A 17575-nucleotide genomic window follows, 5' to 3' on the forward strand; every position below is an offset into this window, starting at 1 on the left:
TCACAGCCATTTCGAAAAGAGAAAAAGATTGCACCAAATGGTAACAATCTTTCTATTCTAATACTTTTTATGCTTGTGGTTTACGAAGGTAACCATAAACCACACCACTTACGATTGCTCCTACCAAGACTGAAGCAAGGTAAAGAAGGGCATTTGAAGTAAGGGCGATGACGAAGATTCCTCCGTGGGGCGCCATGAGTTTGATACCTGCAAGACCAACGAGTCCGCCTGCCACTGCAGAGCCAAGGATAAAGCTTGGAATTGCACGAGCCGGGTCAGCGGCACCAAATGGAATTGCTCCCTCAGTGATAAATGACAAGCCCATGATGATGTTTGTCAAACCAGAGTTACGTTCTTCTTTGGTGAATTTATTTTTAAAGAGGAGGGTTGCGACAAAGATAGCAAGTGGTGGAACCATTCCTCCAGCCATAACTGCTGCCATGGCTACAGAACCACCTGAAGAAACAGTCGCTGCAAGCGTACCTGTACCAAAGACATAAGCAGCTTTGTTGACTGGTCCACCCATATCAACAGCCATCATGCCTCCAAGAACGATACCAAGAAGGACAGCTGAACCTCCTCCAAGACCGCCTAGGAAGTCATTCATAGCAGTGTTGATTGCTGCCATTGGAATATTGACAGCCAACATAACAAATCCTGTCAAGATTGTTCCAAGAAGTGGTAAGAGAAGGATTGATTTAGCACCTTCAAGTGAACGAGGAACTTTAACGTATTTCTTGATAGCAAGAACCAAGGCACCTGCGATAAATCCACCAACAAGGGCACCGAGGAAACCAGATGAGATACCTGCAAGTGTTGAAGTTGCTTCTCCTCCTGCGGCATAAGGGATTTTACCAAAGGCAAAACCTTCTTTGGCAATAGCACCAGCCACAAAACCAGCTACCAAACCTGGTTTTTCAGCGATTGAGTAGGCAACATAACCTGCAAAGACTGGAAGCATCAAGCCAAAGGCAGCTCCACCGATTTTCATAAACATCGAAGCTAGCTCATGGTAGGATCCGAGATTACCAAGACTATCTTGTGGCACACCCAAAGCACCGTCGATCAAGAAAGCAAGGGCAATCATGATACCACCACCGATAACGAATGGCAACATTTGAGATACACCACTCATCAAGTGTTTATAGAAGGCCCCACCAAGGCTTTGTTTTTCGTTGCTTGCTGTTGCAGTTTTTGCTCCATGAACAGCATGGTAAACTTCAGCATCTCCTGATAGAGCCAAGTTGATCAGCTCTTCTGTCTTACGGATACCGTCTGCAACTGGACGATTAACCAAAGGTTTGCCATCAAAGCGGTCCATCTCAACAGCCTTGTCTGCAGCGATGATAACTGCTTTAGCCTTACGGATGTCCTCTGCAGTTAGTTGGTTACCAACACCGCTAGCACCGTTGGTTTCAACCTTAATGCCGACACCCATTTCAGCAGCCACTTTTTGAAGGGCTTCTTGGGCCATGTAAGTGTGAGCGATTCCTGTTGTACAAGCAGTTACGGCTACAATGAAATCTCCGGATTCATTTACAGGTGCTTGGACAGACTCCTCAGCTTTTTCTGAAGCTTGGTCAAAGAGTTCAATGACTTGGTCAGCAGATGTTACTTATCGAAGTTTGTCAGCAAAACCGTCTTTCATCAAGTATTGAGACAATTCTGCCAAGGCTGCCAAGTGGGTGTCATTTGCACCTTCTGGTGCCGCAATCATGAAGAAGAGGTCGGTAGGTTGCCCATCCAAACTCTCGTAGTCAACACCCTTGTTTGACTTAGCAAAGAGAACAGTTGCTTCTTTGACAGCAGAGTTTTTACTGTGAGGCATAGCGATTCCATCACCCAAACCAGTAGAAGTTAGAGCTTCACGCGCTAAAATTCCTTCTTTAAAGGTTTCAAAATCTGTCACATAACCGTGATCTACCAAACTTTTAATCATCTCTTCAATGACAGCTGTTTTTTCAGTTGCTTGCAAATCCAGCAACATGACATCTTTTCTCAATAGGTCTTGAATTTTCATCGTTTTTCTACCTCAACTTTTTCATATGTTTCTTTAATAAAGTCCGCTGTTGCCAAGTCATCTGAGAAAGTAGTTGCTGTGCCACAAGCAACTCCCCATTTGAAGGCTTCTATTGCGTCTTTTGATTTGACAAATTCACCTGTAAATCCAGCCACCATAGAGTCACCAGCTCCAACTGAATTTTTCACTGTTCCCTTGATGGGTTTAGCGAAGTAAGCTCCCTCAGGTGTGACAAGAAGGGCACCGTCACCAGCCATAGAAATGATGACGTTTTGTGCTCCTTTGGCCAGTAACTGACGAGCATAGTTCTCGATTTCATCTAAACTTTCGAGTTTCACTCCAAAGATAGCTCCAAGCTCGTGATTGTTTGGTTTAACCAAAAGTGGCTGGTAGTCCAAACTATCAATCAAGGTCTGTCCTTCAAAGTCACAAACCACTTGGGCACCAGTCTGGCGTGTCAAGGCAATCAAATCTTTGTAGATAACATTACCTAGATTCTTGGCACTCGAACCTGCAAACACAACCGTATCATCTGCTGTCAGACTAGACAAAATAGCTTTCAATTCTTCTAGCTGAGTCGGTTCCACATTTGGACCCGTCCCGTTGATTTCTGTTTCTTGGTCTGCTTTAATCTTGACATTGATGCGAGTATCTTCTGCTACTTGGACAAAACGAGTTTCGATTTCTTCCTCTGAAAGGGTATCTGTGATAAATTTACCAGTAAAACCTCCGATAAATCCAGTCGCAGTATTAGGAATATCCAAGCGCTTCAAAACACGGCTAACATTGATTCCTTTCCCACCAGCAAACTTATCATCACTATCCATACGATTGACACTGCCGACTTGAACTTGCTCCAAGCGCACGATATAGTCTATGGATGGATTAAGTGTGACTGTATAAATCATACTTCTATTACCTCCGTTTTCTTCTTAATAGCCTGCAAGAGCTCATGCCCTTGACTTGTGATGACAATAGCGCGTTTAAGTGGTGCTACCTTGGCAAAGCAAGTTTGTCCAATCTTAGACGAATCGACTAAGACATAGGTTTGTTTGGCATTCTCTAAAATAGCACGCTTAACGGCTCCCTCCTCCATATCAGGAGTCGTATAATAACCATCGTCTACACCATTCATCCCAATAAAGGCACGGTCAAAGTGCAATTGATTGATTTGGTTAAGAGCAACACCACCGATACATGCATCTGTTGCCATCTTGACACTCCCTCCAACCATGACAGTTGGAATCTGTTTTTCAACCAACTGAACCGCATGATGGATGGAGTTGGTCACAACTGTGATATTCTTATTAACCAATTCCTTGATTAAAAAAGCAGTTGTCGTTCCAGCATCGATAAAGATAACATCTTGTTCCCTGATAAGAGAGGCAGCTTTCTGAGCCAGTAGCTTCTTCTCTTGAAGGTTTTTGACAGATTTTTCTTGGATGGTTTCTTCTTCCTGCAAGGAGTGAGGTAATTCTGCTCCACCATGCACACGGCGAAGCTTGTTTTCTGCCTCCAACTCATCCAAATCTCTTCGAACCGTTGATTCTGAGGTCTCTAGCAAACTAACTAATTTTTCTAGAGAAACTACATGATGTTGATTTAACTCCTCTAAAATCAGTTGTTTCCGCTCTGTTTTTAACACTGAATCACCTCCTGTTATCGTTTACACTATTCATTCTATCACACTTTCTTTCAAAGTCAAGCATTTTTTGTCATTTTCTTTCAAAATCTATCATTTTTCTTATTTCTAGAATTTTTATTGCAAGATAGGGGCCTTTATGGTAGACTATTTGAGTAAGTATTGGAAGATTACTCAAGAGGCTTAAGAGGCCGTGTTGGAAACGCGGTAGGCGTGTAACAGCGTGCGTGGGTTCGAATCCCATGTCTTCCGTTTATTTTAAAAAAGATACCCAAGAAATCTGTCCTGCACCCCAAAAGTTAGACAGAAAAAATCTAACTTTTGGGGTGTTTTATTATGAAATTGAGTTATGATGATAAAGTTCAGATATATGAACTTAGAAAACAAGGATATAGCTTAGAGAAGCTTTCAAATAAATTTGGGATAAACAATTCTAATCTTAGGTACATGATTAAATTGATTGATCGTTACGGAATAGAGTTCGTCAAAAAAGGAAAGAATTGTTACTATTCTCCTGAACTAAAACAAGAGATCATTGATAAAGTTCTTCTTGAGGGGCATTCACAAATTAGGGCGTCTCTGGATTATGCTCTTCTAAGTAGTGGATTACTTTCGAATTGGCTGGCACAATATAAGAAAAACGGGTATACTATTGTTGAGAAAACAAGAGGGAGACCACCTAAAATGGGACGTAAGCCAAAGAAGAGATTTGAAGATATGACAGAATTAGAACGTCTTCAAGCAGAAAATGAGTACTTGAGAGCGGAGAATGCCATTCTAAAAAAGTTGAGAGAACTCCGATTGAGGGACGAAAAGGAGCAAGAAGAAAAACGGAAATTGTTCAAGGACTGGTAACAGAGTTTTCTTTAGATATCCTTCTAAAGATTATTAAGCTTGCCCGTTCAACCTATTATTACCACTTAAAACAGCTGCATCAAAGCGATAAAGATTATGATATTAAAGCTGAAATTCAGTCAATTTATACTGAGCATAAAGGAAATTATGGCTATCGTCGCATGACTCTAGAATTACGAAATCGTGGCTTCGTAGTGAACCATAAGAAGGTGCAGCGTCTGATGAAAGTACTTGGTTTAACGGCTCGAATTCGCCGTAAACGGAAGTATTCTTCATACCAAGGAGAGGTTGGCAAGAAAGCAGATAATCTTATTCAACGTCAATTTGAAGCAACCAAACCAATGCAAAAGTGCTACACAGATGTGACAGAATTTGCCATTCCAGCAAGTAGCCAAAAGCTTTATTTATCACCAGTTTTAGATGGCTTTAACAGCGAAATTATCTCCTACAATATTTCTACTTCGCCGAACTTAGTACAAATGAAAGCTATGCTAGAACAAGCCTTTACAGAGAACCATTACGAAAATACAATTCTCCATAGTGACCAAGGATGGCAATACCAACACGATTTCTATCATCATTTTTTAAAGAATAAGGGAATCCAACCATCTATGTCACGTAAGGGAAATAGTCCAGATAACGGTATGATGGAATCTTTCTTTGGCATTCTTAAGTCTGAAATGTTTTATGGTTATGAGAATACGTTTCAGTCACTTGAACACTTGGAACAAGCTATTGTAGACTATATTGATTACTACAACAACAAACGAATTAAGGTAAAACTAAAAGGACTTAGCCCTGTACAATACAGAACTAAATCCTTTGCTTAAATTAATTGTCTAACTTTTTGGGGTCAGTACAATCTTGGGTATCTTTTTTCTTATATGCTTGTTTTATAACTCGGGTGAATTTCTTAGAAAATATCAAATAACAATTTCACATTGAGAATTGTTAAGATAATGGAAACGATATAGCCAAGGATGGTATTCCATTTGGCATTGGTAAATTCTCCCATCAGTGATTTCTTAGAAGTTAGATAAATCAGTGGGAAGATTGAAAATGGAAGAGCAATCGAAAGAAAGACTTGTGAATAAACCAATAACTGATCTAATGTTTTTTCCTGATGACCAAACAGAACCGCTACAATCATGACAGGCAACAAGGCAAAGAGACGAGTTGCCAAACGAATGAACCATTGAGGTAATCTCATATGCAAGAAACCTTCCATAACGATTTGTCCAGTCAAGGTACCCGTAATTGTCGAATTTTGACCACTGGCTAATAAAGCCAAGGCAAACAAGGTTGATAAGGTCGAGCTAGCTATAGCTCCTGCAATAGTAGAATCCTGCAAGGCATTATACATTTGAGAGAAGGCAGAAATCTCAGATGCATGGCCGAAAAAGAGAGCCGCCCCGAGAATTAATAGAAGGGAGTTAACCACAAAGGCCAAGGATAATTGGAGATTTGAATCCCAGGTCATAAAGCGCACGGCTTTTCGAACATCATTCTTGTCCTTGTGATTGATTTTCCGAGTTTGTGACAAGGAAGAATGCAAATAGAGGTTATGGGGCATAACCGTTGCTCCCACGATCCCTAGTGCCAAGGTTAATTGACTTTCATGCCCTGGCAAGGGACTTTCAAATAAGGTTGCATTCGGTAGATAACCCTCAACGATTCCTTGGAAGCTTGGATGTGACAAAGCTACCAGATAGGTAAAAATTGCTAGAATGGTTAAAATCAGTGTTGTCACAATAGCTTCAATCTTCTTAAAGCCAAATTTCATCAGAAGCAATAAGAGAAAAACATCCAACACGGTCAAGAGAATTGCTATCATAATCGGAATCTTAAAGAGAAGATTGAGAGCAATCGCTGAACCTAGAACTTCTGCCAGATCTGTCGCCATCAAGGCTAATTCTAAAATCACCCATAGACTATAACGAAGCCATTTAGGTGAATGATGAGCCGTTGCTTGAGCCAGGTCCATCTGGGTTACAATACCAAGCTTTCCTGCCATCTGCTGAAGTTGCATGGCAATGAGAGATGAAATCAAGATAACAAACAAGAGACTATACTTATAGGAAGCACCACCGACTACACTGGTAATCCAGTTTCCTGGATCCATATAACCAACTGCGACAAGAGCACCCGGACCTAAAAAGGCATTTAAATTTTGCCAGAAATGATTGTTATTTGGAGTATCGATAGATTGATTAATCTCAGAGAGTGACACTTTTTTATGAGAAGACATAGATACTTACCTCTTTCTAAACCTACTTTTTCATTATTTTCTATTAGAGAAAAATAAGATTGACTTTAAACTATTAAAACAATGAAAACTATATGAAAAACATTTAGTTTTTTCATTATTTTTCTTAAGGTACCTTAATATTTTTCTTAAGGCACCTTAATTATAACACAAAAATGAAAACTATATGAAAAACATTTAGTTTTTTCATTATTTTTCTTAAGGCACCTTAATTATAACAGAAAATATGATAAAAACTTAAGAAAATTCAGGACTTGATTTAATATTTAGGATACAACAAAATGTTGTATTCTTTTTTTGCAAAAGAATACCAAAGAATAAAATAAAAAACGTTGTAAAAACAACGTTTTAGAAAGATTTACAAAACAATGTAAATTATCAATGGAGCCGGTGGGAGTCGAACCCACGTCCAAACATCTGCTAACATATTTGTCTACAACCATAGGTTATGTATTCGTTTAACAGTCCCTCGACACATAACTCAAGCCTAGAAACCGCGAGTCTATCAATCTCTTATCAAGCCGCTAGACAAGACTTGATCGTATCTCGCTAATAATAAGACCTGTCATTGAACACGAGCAATCCAAATCGGGTCACGCCTGCTGGTTTTTAGGCAGCTAGAGCGTAAGAAGTGTTATTTTTTGCAGTTATATTTAACTGAGCGTTTACGTCGCCACACGAGTCGCAAAATATGCCTCATAATGCCTGTCGAATCCGTAACGACCCCAAAAGACAATAAAACCATTATACCTTATCTAACACAAAAATGCAAAAAGGAAAGCAATTAACTACAAAAGATAGTCTTTCAAAGATTTTGTCAAAACCTGATAACCAGCAACACTAAGGTGCAACCCATCAGTTGTATAATCTTTTTTGAGTTGACCTGCCTGGTCTGTCAAACTATCAAAAACTGGCACAAATTCTACCTGCATATAGGCAGAAGCAAGCTCTTGATAGGCTTGATTCCATTTCTGAATTTTTTCATTCGTGCGGATATAGACTGTCTGCTTGTACTCTTCTCCCTCATTGACTGGCAAAATAGAAAGCAATTTAATCTCAGTCAATGGATAATCGCGAGCAATGGATTGTATGATAGCTTCGAGGTTATTGAGAGCCTCATTCACAGGCACATCTTTTCCGATATCATTTGTCCCAATCAAAAGGACAATTTTATCTACTGCTCCACCGTACAGATGCGCATCTAGATTTTCTAATAACAGCCCTGTCTGATACCCTCGAATGCCTCGATTGACAATCGTCTTCGAAGTCCCAAATAGTTCCTGCAGAGGATAATATTCGACAATGGAATCCCCAATAAAAAGAATGTCTGGCTCTACAACAGAAACCTGATTTAAGTGACGATACTTGGTTTGGATTTTTTCTTGTTCCTTTAGTAACCAATTTTCTAATAACTGTACTGCCACTTCATTCTCCTTTTTCTAACCAGTTTTCCAAGATTTGATAAACTCCTCCTTGGCTATTGGCTGGCGCTAGAGCAGTAGCCACAGCTTTGGCTTTATCATCAGCATTTTCCATCGCATAGGCAATTCCAGCCATTTCAAGCATTTCAACATCATTTTCACTGTCACCAAAAGCCATGATTTGTTGGGAGGTCAAGTCCCAGCGCTTGAGTAATTCTTCCAAGCCCCATGCTTTATGAATTCCAGCTTGAAGGATATCAATGCAACCATAGCCACTCGATACAGCACGAACACGGCCATCAAAGAGGTCATTGATTTCTTCCAAGACCGAACTCAAACGTTCCTCACCAACAACCATACTCATCTTGAGCACACCACCAAAGAGGTCAGAGGTTAATTCATCCACAAAATGCATCCGTTGGTAGAATTTTTCAATCATTTCTGGAGTCATAAAACTTTCAAGGTCTGTAAAAATCGTACCTTCTTTGACGAAACCACCCTTCATAGACGTTACAACAAACTGATCCTGACACGCTCGACCCTTAAAATGAGCCAAAGCCTTATCGACAATGGCATCATCCCAAGTCTGAGCCAGAATCAGTTCATTGTTTTCAAAAACACGAGCACCGTTTGCAACAACCAGAACCACCCGATCGACCAAGTGCTCCAGTAGTTGCCTCATTCGATGAATTTCATTCCCAGTCGCAATGACAAAACGAATACCCCTTTGATCCAACTTATCTAAAATCTTTTCCAAGCGTGGAAGATCAAGCTGGCCTCTAGCATCCAGCAAGGTCCCATCCATATCTGTCGCAATTACTTTAATCGTCATTTACTTCCCTCTGGATTCAAGCTAATCCCACTTCAATCCCACATGTTCGTTCATTTCTTTATAAGCTGTATCAATTCGTTCCTTAGTCGCTTCATCCAACTGGTCACGATGACTACCACCCTCGATAAAATCTTCTAAGATATAGGTTTGGTAAAGGAAAAGTGGATAACCTTCTGGAGAATAGGTTCCTTTCGGTGTACGATTTACCCAAGAAGGATGCGCTTTGGCAGTTTCGATTGTCGTCTTACCGGCTTTTTTCTTAACAGTCACATCCATGAGCACGCCACGCTCTGTCCACTTAGCATTCTCTTCATCTTGCATGGTTTCAATTCGTTGATTGGAAATGAAGTTCCCCATTGAATAGATAATGAGTTTCTTGTCTCCATCTTTTTCAACCGTTTCAGATGGTTCAACTACGTGAGGGTGCCCTCCAAAGATAATATCCGCTCCCCAATCGATCATCTTGTGATAAAGAGCCTTTTGTTCTTCAGTTGGTTCCAAGCGATATTCCACACCCATCTGAGGCATGATAATGGTGATATCTGCTTCCTTCTCTGCTCGTTCAATCTCAGCCTTCATCTTGTCTTCATTTAGGTCTGAAAGATAGCGGTTATAGTCTTCTTGAGAAATACTTTGCTCAATTCCATTAAAACCATAAGAATAGGCTAAAAGTGCAACCTTGATGCCGTTCACTTCCTTGATAACCAGTGGAGCTTGATCACGTGACTCATGCGTATACACTCCAATAGGTGTCATTCCTGCCTTCTCAATAGCATCTGCTGTTGAAACCACACCTTCTATTTGTGAATCTAGGATATGGTTATGCGCCAAGTCTAGCACTTGATAACCGGCATCCTTGATGGCATCCATAACTTCACCAGGTGCATTAAATAGAGGATAACCTGCCAAATAGTGGTCCTTGTTCACAGTACCTTCAAAATCACCTATAATTAGGTCTGCTTGTTTGAGCCATGGTTTCACATAATCAAAATTCTCATGAAAATCATAGGTCCCATCTTCTTTTAAAGCCGAACGATAAATAGGAATATGATAAAGGAGGTCCCCATTGGCCATAATTCTAGCAGTTTTTTCCTCTTCCTGATCTTTAGTATTTTGATTGGTCTTATTTGCTTCTTGAGAAATGGCATCCTTTTTTTGACTGGTTAAGGGGATTCCTTGGAAGCTTTCAAACAACAAGACCAAGCCCATTGATAAAGCAACTGCTAGCAAGAGTATCGCCACAAATCCCTTATTGCTCCACTTGCGATAACTCCTAAAAAAGTTTACAAAGCCTCTCACAAAATGAAAAACTGGTCCACGTTTATGTCTATCTTGTCTTCTTTGCATCTTCATTCTCCCTACTTTCTAATGCAAGCCTTTTCTTTTTATTATATCACAGATAAGTATTTCTTTCACAATTGAATCGAACCTACTAGGCATTTTCTATAAAAGCTCGATGCCGTAATGCTTTCAATCCTTGTCATTTTGTGATATCATGTAGAGGTAATGAAAGGAGAGAAAATGTCTGCTATAGAACGTATTACAAAAGCTGCTCACTTAATTGATATGAACGATATTATCCGCGAGGGGAATCCTACTCTACGCGCAGTTGCTGAGGAAGTTACTTTCCCCCTATCTGACCAGGAAATCATCCTTGGCGAAAAGATGATGCAATTCCTCAAACATTCCCAAGATCCTGTCATGGCTGAAAAAATGGGGCTCCGCGGTGGTGTTGGACTAGCTGCTCCCCAGTTAGATATCTCAAAACGCATTATCGCTGTTTTGGTACCAAACATTGTCGAAGAAGGCGAAACTCCTCAGGAAGCTTACGACTTGCAAGCTATTATGTACAATCCAAAAATCGTCTCTCACTCGGTTCAAGACGCTGCTCTTGGAGAAGGAGAAGGTTGCCTCTCTGTTGACCGCAACGTGCCTGGCTATGTAGTCCGCCATGCTCGCGTTACTGTTGACTACTTTGACAAGGATGGGGAAAAACACCGTATCAAACTCAAAGGTTACAACTCCATCGTTGTTCAGCATGAAATTGACCACATTAACGGTATCATGTTTTACGATCGTATCAATGAAAAAGACCCATTTGCAGTTAAAGATGGTTTATTAATTCTAGAATAAAGAAAATCCCGTTGCAAGACGGGGTTTTGTGTTATAATAGAGGCATGAAAACAAATGATATTGTCTATGGCGTCCACGCCGTTACCGAAGCCCTCCTTGCAAACACTGGCAACAAACTCTACCTCCAAGAAGATCTCCGAGGTAAGAATGTTGAGAAAGTCAAGGAACTAGCTACAGAAAAGAAGGTGTCCATTTCTTGGACTTCAAAAAAATCCCTCTCTGATATGACAGAAGGTGCTGTCCACCAAGGTTTTGTTCTACGAGTATCTGAATTTGCCTATAGCGAGCTAGATTACATTCTTGCCAAAACACGCCAAGAAGAAAATCCTTTGCTATTGATTCTGGACGGGTTAACCGACCCCCATAATCTGGGTTCTATTTTGAGAACAGCAGATGCGACCAACGTTTCAGGTGTCATCATTCCCAAGCACCGTGCTGTCGGAGTTACTCCTGTCGTTGCTAAAACGGCCACAGGTGCTATTGAACACGTACCGATTGCTCGAGTAACCAATCTGAGCCAAACTCTAGACAAACTCAAGGGTGAAGGCTTCTGGACCTTTGGAACAGATATGAACGGTACTCCTTGCCATAAGTGGAATACAAAAGGAAAAATCGCCCTCATCATCGGAAATGAAGGAAAAGGCATCTCTACCAACATCAAAAAACAGGTCGATGAAATGATTACTATTCCCATGAATGGACATGTTCAAAGCCTTAATGCCAGTGTTGCTGCAGCCATTCTCATGTACGAAGTTTTCCGAAATAGACTATAAAAAAAGTTTCCAGTCATCTGATTGGAAACTTTTTTATGATTAACTATGTTCTGTAATAAACTTGTAAGCTTCTTGACCTGCGATAGCGCCATCTCCAACTGCTGTTGTCACTTGACGAAGGTCTTTCTGGCGAACATCTCCAACTGCAAAGATACCGTCAACTGCAGTTTTCATGTGGTTATCTGTCACAATCCAACCTGCCTGATCTTGGATATTCAATTCTTTAACAAAATCGCTAAGAGGATCCAATCCAACATAGATAAAGACACCACCGAAGGCTTGTTCTGTCACTTGACCTGTTTTCACATTTTCAAAAACGACAGATTCTACTCTGTTTTCACCCTTGATTTCCTTCACTACAGAATCCCAGATAAAGCTGATTTTCTCATTCGCAAAGGCGCGGTCTTGTAAAACCTTTTGGGCACGAAGTTGGTCACGACGGTGAACAATGGTAACAGTCTTAGCAAAACGAGTCAAGAAGAGGGCTTCTTCGACAGCTGAATCTCCGCCACCAACTACCAACAAATCTTGGTCACGGAAGAAAGCACCATCACACACGGCACAGTAAGAAACACCACGACTGTTCAGTTCTTCTTCTCCAGGTACTCCCAAAGGACGGTGTTTAGAGCCAGTCGCTACGATAACGGTACGAGTTTCATATGTTTGGTCATCAGTCATCACTTTCTTAAAATCACCATGGTCTTCGACATTTTCAACATAACCATAAATGTGCTCAACACCAAGATTTTCAAGCGGTTCAAACATCTTTTCTGCCAATTCTGGCCCACTAATATTAGCGTATCCAGGGTAATTTTCAATATCAGATGTATTATTCATCTGACCACCTGGCAGACCACCTTCAATCAAGGCTACTTTCAGATTGCTTCGAGCAGCGTACAAGGCTGCAGTCATCCCTGCAGGTCCAGCACCGATAATAATAGTATCGTACATATAGTTTCCTTCTTTCTTGTTGTAACTATCTTCATTCTAACTCTTTCTTGTCAATCATGCAAGGATTATGCTTTGAAAACAAGAATTAAACTCATAACCGCAAAGGATAATACTGGAACAACCAAGACACCAATCATAATCATATCATAGAGATGGGCTTGGCGAGCCTTGGCTGTCTTATCAACTCCCGACATGGCTCTCAGTCCAATCCAAATCCCTAAAAAAATCAGGACGAGGATGGTGGTCAAGATCAAACTCTCGAAATATAAAGAAAATAGTTGCAGTAGCATGATTTCTCTCATTTCTATCTTTTTTAAAGAGTAAACTCAGCTAGTCCAGCTAACTGAGTTTTCCTTTATCTATTATATCAAATATAAGTCCGTTTGTAACTAGCGAAGAATTCTTTTGTCCGCTCTTCTTTCGGATGGTGGATAATCTCATCCGGTGTTCCAGACTCAATGATTTTCCCCTTATCTAAGAAGAGAATCTTATCAGCCACTTGGGCTACAAAGGACATGTCATGACTAACCAAAATCATGGTCTGACCTGACTTAGCAGCATCTGCGATAGATTTTTCTACTTCTCCGACCAATTCTGGGTCAAGGGCTGAAGTTGGTTCGTCTAACAGCAATACATCTGGTTTCATGGCAAGGGCACGCGCTAAGGCAACCCGTTGCTTTTGTCCACCTGATAAATGTCGAGGGTAATGGTTTTCACGGTCAGAAAGCCCAACCTTAGCCAACTCTTCCTTGGCAATCTTAGTCGCTTCTTGATCAGATAATTTCTTGACAACAACTAAGCCTTCTTTCACATTATCAAGTGCTGTACGTCGTTCAAACAAATTAAACTGTTGGAAAACCATGGACAGCTTGCGGCGTAGGGCCAGGATTTCTTCCTGAGTGATTTTAGAAAAATCAACTGAGAAATCATCAATCTGAATTGATCCACTGTCAGGAGTTTCAAGATAATTGAGACTACGAAGAAAAGTTGATTTTCCAGCTCCTGAAGAACCAATCAAGGCTACAACTTCCCCTTTTTGAATATCTAAGTCCAGATGATCCAAGACAGTCTGTCCTGAAAAGGATTTGCTTAAATTCGAAATCTTAATCATTAACGAAGGTCTCCTTTCACATCTGTTTGCACTGTATCGGGTGCAGAAATAGCCATTTTTCTCTCGATGAAACGACCGAGGCTTTCAATTCCGATATTGACTACCCAATAAACAAGGGCAACGGAGATGAAGCGCTCAAAGTAACGATAATCAGCTCCACCCAGAATCTGAGCTTGGGCAAATACTTCCACAACACCCGCACTAAAGGCTAGGGAAGTTCCTTTGGTCAAGCCGATGAGGGAATTGATTAAGGTTGGAGTTGCCACAACGGCTGCATTTGGAATAATTACGCGACGATAAACTTGTGCTCGGGTCATACCCAGACTGCGTGCCGCCTCAATCTCACCAGGATTGACTGAGAGAATGGCTGCACGAATGGTTTCACTCGCATAAGCTGCTTCATTGAAAGCAAAGGCGACAATCGCAAAAGCAGCGGCTGGAATCGCATTGATATTGAAACCAGTTCCCCATTGCTGATTGAGAGCTTTCAAAGCCAAAGGAATTCCGTAGTAGGTCAACATGAGTTGCACCAAAATCGGTGTCCCTTTTAAGAAACTAACAAAGAAGGCCTGCAAGGGATATAAAATTTTGACACGATTGATTTTCACAATGGCAAAAAGAAGTGCCAAAACCAAGCCAAAAAGAGCACCACCAATTGTCAACATAATCGTTGTTGGAAGTTGTTGGACAATTCTCGGAATTCCATCAAAGACCGAACGCAAGCTAAAAAGCTTGCCATCCGGAATCAATTGCATCAAGTTTTGGTACCAATCTGATGCTAAAATCGTTGTAACATTCATAAAAACATCCTCTCCTGATAATGATTCATTCTACCATACTTCTGCCGTCAATGAAATTATTTGCTACGGTCAGATACAGACTTTGTCTACCTACTAGTTTATCATACTTTGAAACAGGGAGGTTATATATTTTATCTATCAAAGAGATAGATAAAAACTATTTCAATCCCAATTCTTCATAAGGTTTTCGATAACCGATTTGCTTAACAGTTCCATTTTCTACTAAAATGGGCCGTTTTAACAACATACCGTCGCTTGCTAGCAACTCAGCTGCTTCTTGGTTTGACAGACTTCCTACCTTATCTTTCAGTCCTAATTCACGGTATTTGATTCCACTGGTGTTGAAAAATTGCTTCAACTCGAAACCTGAGGTCTCTAGCCAGTTTAAAATGACTTCTTGACCAGGTGTTTCTTCCACGATGTGAACAGCTTTATAGTCTACACCGAGTTGGTTTAATTCTTGTTTTGCTTTTTTACAAGTTGAACATTTTGGGTATTCGATAAATTCTAACATGTGTTTCACTTTCTATTGTTTATATCTTTAAAATCTGCGTCTTCATGCTCCAAGAGCCAAGCTTTCTTTTCCACTCCTGCAGCATAACCTGTCAGACGCTTGCATGCTCCCAGCACACGATGACAAGGTACTAGGATAGACCAAGGATTGCGTCCTACCGCTCCGCCAATTGCTTGAGCAGAAGCCACTTGCAGATCTTGGGCTATTTGTCCATAGGTCACTGTCTGACCATAAGGAATTCTCTGTAAATAGGACCAAACTCGCTTTTCAAAATCCGTTCCGATTGGAGCCAAGGGCAAGTTGGATAAATCCTGAGACTTACCTTTAAAGTAAGCATCTAAGCAAGTAATAACTGGGTCTAAAATGGGATGACTAACAACTGCTTCTATCGTCTCATCTCCTAGTCCTCTCTCAAAATGCTTCTGCTCCTGCACCCAAATGCCATACAGATATTGCTCGTCGGCAACCAAAGACAAGGTTCCTATTGGCGAAAAGTAGAGCATTTTTACGTACATCTTTTGCATTATTTCTTTAATTTTTGATAGGCCAAGCGTTCGCCATCAACAGGCACTTTACCAACCTGTTTAAAACCAAGTTTTTCAAAAATATGCTGCATGACCTTGTTTGCAACATGCGTATCTGAGCGAAAATCTAGATAGTCAAAACCTTCAATCAAGCCCTCTAAGAAGGTTTGAGCAACGCCCTGTCCCTGTACATCTGCTGCCACAGCAATACGGTGAAAGACTAGGTACTCTGACTCCCCAGCTTGCCATTTTCCTTCATAAATGGCTTCATAGACTGCCTCTGGACTCTTGGTCACAGCTGCATAAGCTAGTAGTTCTCCCTCTTCCAAGGCTACGTAGGCTTGACCCGAGATAATATCTTCAATAATAATATCAGCATTTGGATAGCCATTTTGCCACTGGTCACTACCAGCATCTGCTAAACATTTTTTAGCATCTTCCATCACCTGCATGATGGCATCTACTTCGTTTGGAAAAGCTAAACGAATCTCCATCTTTTCTCCTCATTTCTGACTAGTTTCTCCCATCATAGCATAATTTAAGTCTTTCTACAAGCAGTTAAAACTTGACTTTCTATTTTTATTATTTTATAATCTAGTTATTAAAACTAGATAAAAAGGAGTTGAAAATGAAAACTACCTTTTCCTACCCCAAATGGGCAGAAATTCCAAACATCGACCTCTATCTGGACCAGGTTTTGCTCTATGTCAATCAGGTCTGCGCCCCTGTCTCTCCAGATAAAGACAAGGTATTAACAGCATCCATGGTCAACAATTATGTGAAACATGGTTACCTGACAAAGCCTGACAAGAAAAAATACCAACGCCAACAAATTGCCCGTTTGATTGCTATCACAACCCTCAAGTCGGTATTCTCTATTCAAGAAATAGCACAGACACTTAATACTCTACAAACTCAAGCAAGTTCAGACCAACTCTACGATGCTTTTGTAAACTACATGAACCAAGGAATTGATCCAGCTAACCCCATTATCCAAACCAGCTGCCAAACCGTTAAACTCTATCATCAAACTCTAGCCTTAATCCATCATACTCAAGAGGAGGTAATCAAATGAACACTAGTCTTAAACTCAGCAAACAACTCAGTTTTGGAGAGGAGATTGCTAATAGCGTGACCCATGCTGTGGGTGCCGTCATCATGCTCATCTTACTCCCCATTTCATCCACCTATAGTTATGAGGCACACGGATTTTTATCATCTATCGGCGTTTCCATTTTCGTTATTAGTCTCTTTCTCATGTTTCTATCATCCACCATTTACCACTCTATGGCCTATGGTTCAACCCACAAATATGTCTTGAGAATCATTGATCATTCTATGATTTATGTTGCTATTGCAGGTTCATACACGCCCGTCGTCTTGACCTTAATGAATAACTGGTTTGGCTATCTAATTATTGCCATCCAATGGGGAACGACCATCTTTGGTATTCTCTATAAAATCTTTGCTAAAAAAGTCAATGAGAAATTTAGCCTTGCTCTTTACCTGATTATGGGCTGGTTGGTTCTGGCTATCATTCCAGCCATTATCAGTCAAACAACGCCAATTTTCTGGAGTCTCATGGTAACTGGCGGACTCTGTTATACTGTTGGGGCTGGATTTTACGCCAAGAAAAAACCTTATTTCCACATGATTTGGCATCTCTTTATCCTAGCAGCATCTGCCCTCCAATACATCGCCATTGTTTATTACATGTAAAAAAGTTGAGAAAT

Annotated in this window: 18 protein-coding genes, 1 tRNA gene, 1 other RNA gene and 1 pseudogene; 6 read left to right on the plus strand and 15 right to left on the minus strand. The window is 40.6% G+C overall.

Annotated elements, in window-relative coordinates:
• Positions 1–67: 67 nt before the first annotated feature.
• The 3 genes and pseudogenes from B7699_RS01025 to B7699_RS01035 all read right to left on the minus strand — a co-directional run bounded on the left by B7699_RS01025 (position 68) and on the right by B7699_RS01035 (position 3665).
• Positions 68–2020, minus strand: a pseudogene (locus B7699_RS01025) (fructose-specific PTS transporter subunit EIIC).
• Positions 2017–2928, minus strand: coding sequence for a 1-phosphofructokinase (pfkB, locus tag B7699_RS01030; protein WP_084926895.1), 912 nt, complete (start codon positions 2926–2928; stop codon positions 2017–2019). The pseudogene B7699_RS01025 and the gene pfkB overlap by 4 nt, the downstream one beginning before the upstream one ends.
• The gene (locus tag B7699_RS01035; protein ID WP_061427067.1) at positions 2925–3665 is read right to left on the minus strand and encodes a DeoR/GlpR family DNA-binding transcription regulator; all 741 of its coding nucleotides are present in this window, start codon (positions 3663–3665) and stop codon (positions 2925–2927) included. Before B7699_RS01035 ends, pfkB begins: the two co-directional genes overlap by 4 nt.
• 161 nt (positions 3666–3826) lie before the next feature.
• Here B7699_RS01035 and B7699_RS01040 point away from each other — a divergent pair.
• Together B7699_RS01040 and B7699_RS01045 are read left to right on the plus strand one after the other, a co-directional pair.
• Positions 3827–3914 (plus strand) — tRNA-Ser (locus B7699_RS01040).
• Between the two features lie 84 nt (positions 3915–3998).
• Positions 3999–5347, plus strand: a protein-coding gene (locus B7699_RS01045; RefSeq protein ID WP_142358313.1) for an IS3 family transposase whose coding sequence is annotated in 2 segments (ribosomal slippage) — positions 3999–4449 and positions 4449–5347 — 1350 coding nt in all. Because the reading frame shifts where the segments join, the coding sequence is not laid out codon by codon here.
• A gap of 83 nt (positions 5348–5430) precedes the next feature.
• Here the strand turns inward: B7699_RS01045 and B7699_RS01050 are convergent.
• From B7699_RS01050 to B7699_RS01070, 5 genes are all read right to left on the minus strand, one after another.
• Positions 5431–6765 carry an Nramp family divalent metal transporter gene (locus B7699_RS01050; protein WP_000094601.1) on the minus strand — a complete coding sequence of 445 codons (1335 nt, stop codon included), beginning with the start codon at positions 6763–6765 and terminating at the stop codon, positions 5431–5433.
• Positions 6766–7162: 397 nt separating this feature from the next.
• Positions 7163–7510, minus strand: a transfer-messenger RNA (tmRNA) gene (gene ssrA, locus B7699_RS01055).
• A 61-nt stretch (positions 7511–7571) separates the two neighbouring features.
• Positions 7572–8207: an SGNH/GDSL hydrolase family protein gene (locus tag B7699_RS01060; protein WP_000290665.1), complete on the minus strand. Its 636-nt coding sequence runs from the start codon at positions 8205–8207 to the stop codon at positions 7572–7574.
• 1 nt (position 8208) lies between these two features.
• A complete protein-coding gene (locus B7699_RS01065; RefSeq protein ID WP_084926896.1) occupies positions 8209–9036 on the minus strand; it encodes an HAD family hydrolase in 828 nt (275 codons plus the stop codon).
• A gap of 21 nt (positions 9037–9057) precedes the next feature.
• Positions 9058–10383: a CapA family protein gene (locus tag B7699_RS01070; RefSeq protein WP_080977776.1), complete on the minus strand. Its 1326-nt coding sequence runs from the start codon at positions 10381–10383 to the stop codon at positions 9058–9060.
• 174 nt (positions 10384–10557) lie between these two features.
• Here B7699_RS01070 and def point away from each other — a divergent pair, with 174 nt between their 5' ends.
• Together def and rlmB are read left to right on the plus strand one after the other, a co-directional pair.
• Positions 10558–11169, plus strand: coding sequence for a peptide deformylase (gene def / locus B7699_RS01075; RefSeq protein WP_001272956.1), 612 nt, complete (start codon positions 10558–10560; stop codon positions 11167–11169).
• Positions 11170–11213: 44 nt separating this feature from the next.
• Positions 11214–11942 carry a 23S rRNA (guanosine(2251)-2'-O)-methyltransferase RlmB gene (rlmB, locus tag B7699_RS01080; protein WP_084926897.1) on the plus strand — a complete coding sequence of 243 codons (729 nt, stop codon included), beginning with the start codon at positions 11214–11216 and terminating at the stop codon, positions 11940–11942.
• Between the two features lie 39 nt (positions 11943–11981).
• On the opposite strand, the gene trxB is transcribed toward rlmB, so the two are convergent.
• From trxB to B7699_RS01115, 7 genes are all read right to left on the minus strand, one after another.
• Positions 11982–12893, minus strand: a complete 912-nt coding sequence (gene trxB, locus B7699_RS01085; protein ID WP_000272299.1) for a thioredoxin-disulfide reductase — start codon at positions 12891–12893, stop codon at positions 11982–11984.
• Between the two features lie 65 nt (positions 12894–12958).
• Complete coding sequence (locus tag B7699_RS01090) at positions 12959–13183, minus strand: DUF4059 family protein (protein ID WP_000926599.1); 225 nt, start codon at positions 13181–13183, stop codon at positions 12959–12961.
• A 77-nt stretch (positions 13184–13260) separates the two neighbouring features.
• Positions 13261–14004 (minus strand): amino acid ABC transporter ATP-binding protein, encoded by a 744-nt coding sequence (locus B7699_RS01095; RefSeq protein WP_000590965.1) that lies wholly within the window; start codon positions 14002–14004, stop codon positions 13261–13263.
• Positions 14004–14804 carry an amino acid ABC transporter permease gene (locus B7699_RS01100; RefSeq protein WP_020901891.1) on the minus strand — a complete coding sequence of 267 codons (801 nt, stop codon included), beginning with the start codon at positions 14802–14804 and terminating at the stop codon, positions 14004–14006. Before B7699_RS01100 ends, B7699_RS01095 begins: the two co-directional genes overlap by 1 nt.
• Before the next feature lie 157 nt (positions 14805–14961).
• Positions 14962–15318 (minus strand): arsenate reductase family protein, encoded by a 357-nt coding sequence (locus B7699_RS01105; RefSeq protein ID WP_020901892.1) that lies wholly within the window; start codon positions 15316–15318, stop codon positions 14962–14964.
• Between the two features lie 5 nt (positions 15319–15323).
• Positions 15324–15842, minus strand: coding sequence for a methylated-DNA--[protein]-cysteine S-methyltransferase (locus B7699_RS01110; protein WP_084926898.1), 519 nt, complete (start codon positions 15840–15842; stop codon positions 15324–15326).
• On the minus strand, positions 15842–16336 hold the full coding sequence (locus B7699_RS01115; protein WP_084926899.1) for a GNAT family N-acetyltransferase: 495 nt from the start codon (positions 16334–16336) through the stop codon (positions 15842–15844). Before B7699_RS01115 ends, B7699_RS01110 begins: the two co-directional genes overlap by 1 nt.
• A gap of 134 nt (positions 16337–16470) precedes the next feature.
• Between B7699_RS01115 and B7699_RS01120 the strand changes: the two genes are divergently transcribed.
• Both B7699_RS01120 and trhA read left to right on the plus strand, forming a co-directional pair.
• Positions 16471–16917: a DUF1836 domain-containing protein gene (locus tag B7699_RS01120; RefSeq protein WP_084926900.1), complete on the plus strand. Its 447-nt coding sequence runs from the start codon at positions 16471–16473 to the stop codon at positions 16915–16917.
• Positions 16914–17561, plus strand: a complete 648-nt coding sequence (trhA, locus tag B7699_RS01125) for a PAQR family membrane homeostasis protein TrhA (RefSeq protein ID WP_001097996.1) — start codon at positions 16914–16916, stop codon at positions 17559–17561. The genes B7699_RS01120 and trhA overlap by 4 nt, the downstream gene beginning before the upstream one ends.
• Positions 17562–17575: the final 14 nt, after the last annotated feature.

The organism is Streptococcus mitis, from assembly GCF_002096835.1.
Taxonomy (GTDB): Bacteria; Bacillota; Bacilli; order Lactobacillales; family Streptococcaceae; genus Streptococcus; species Streptococcus mitis_W.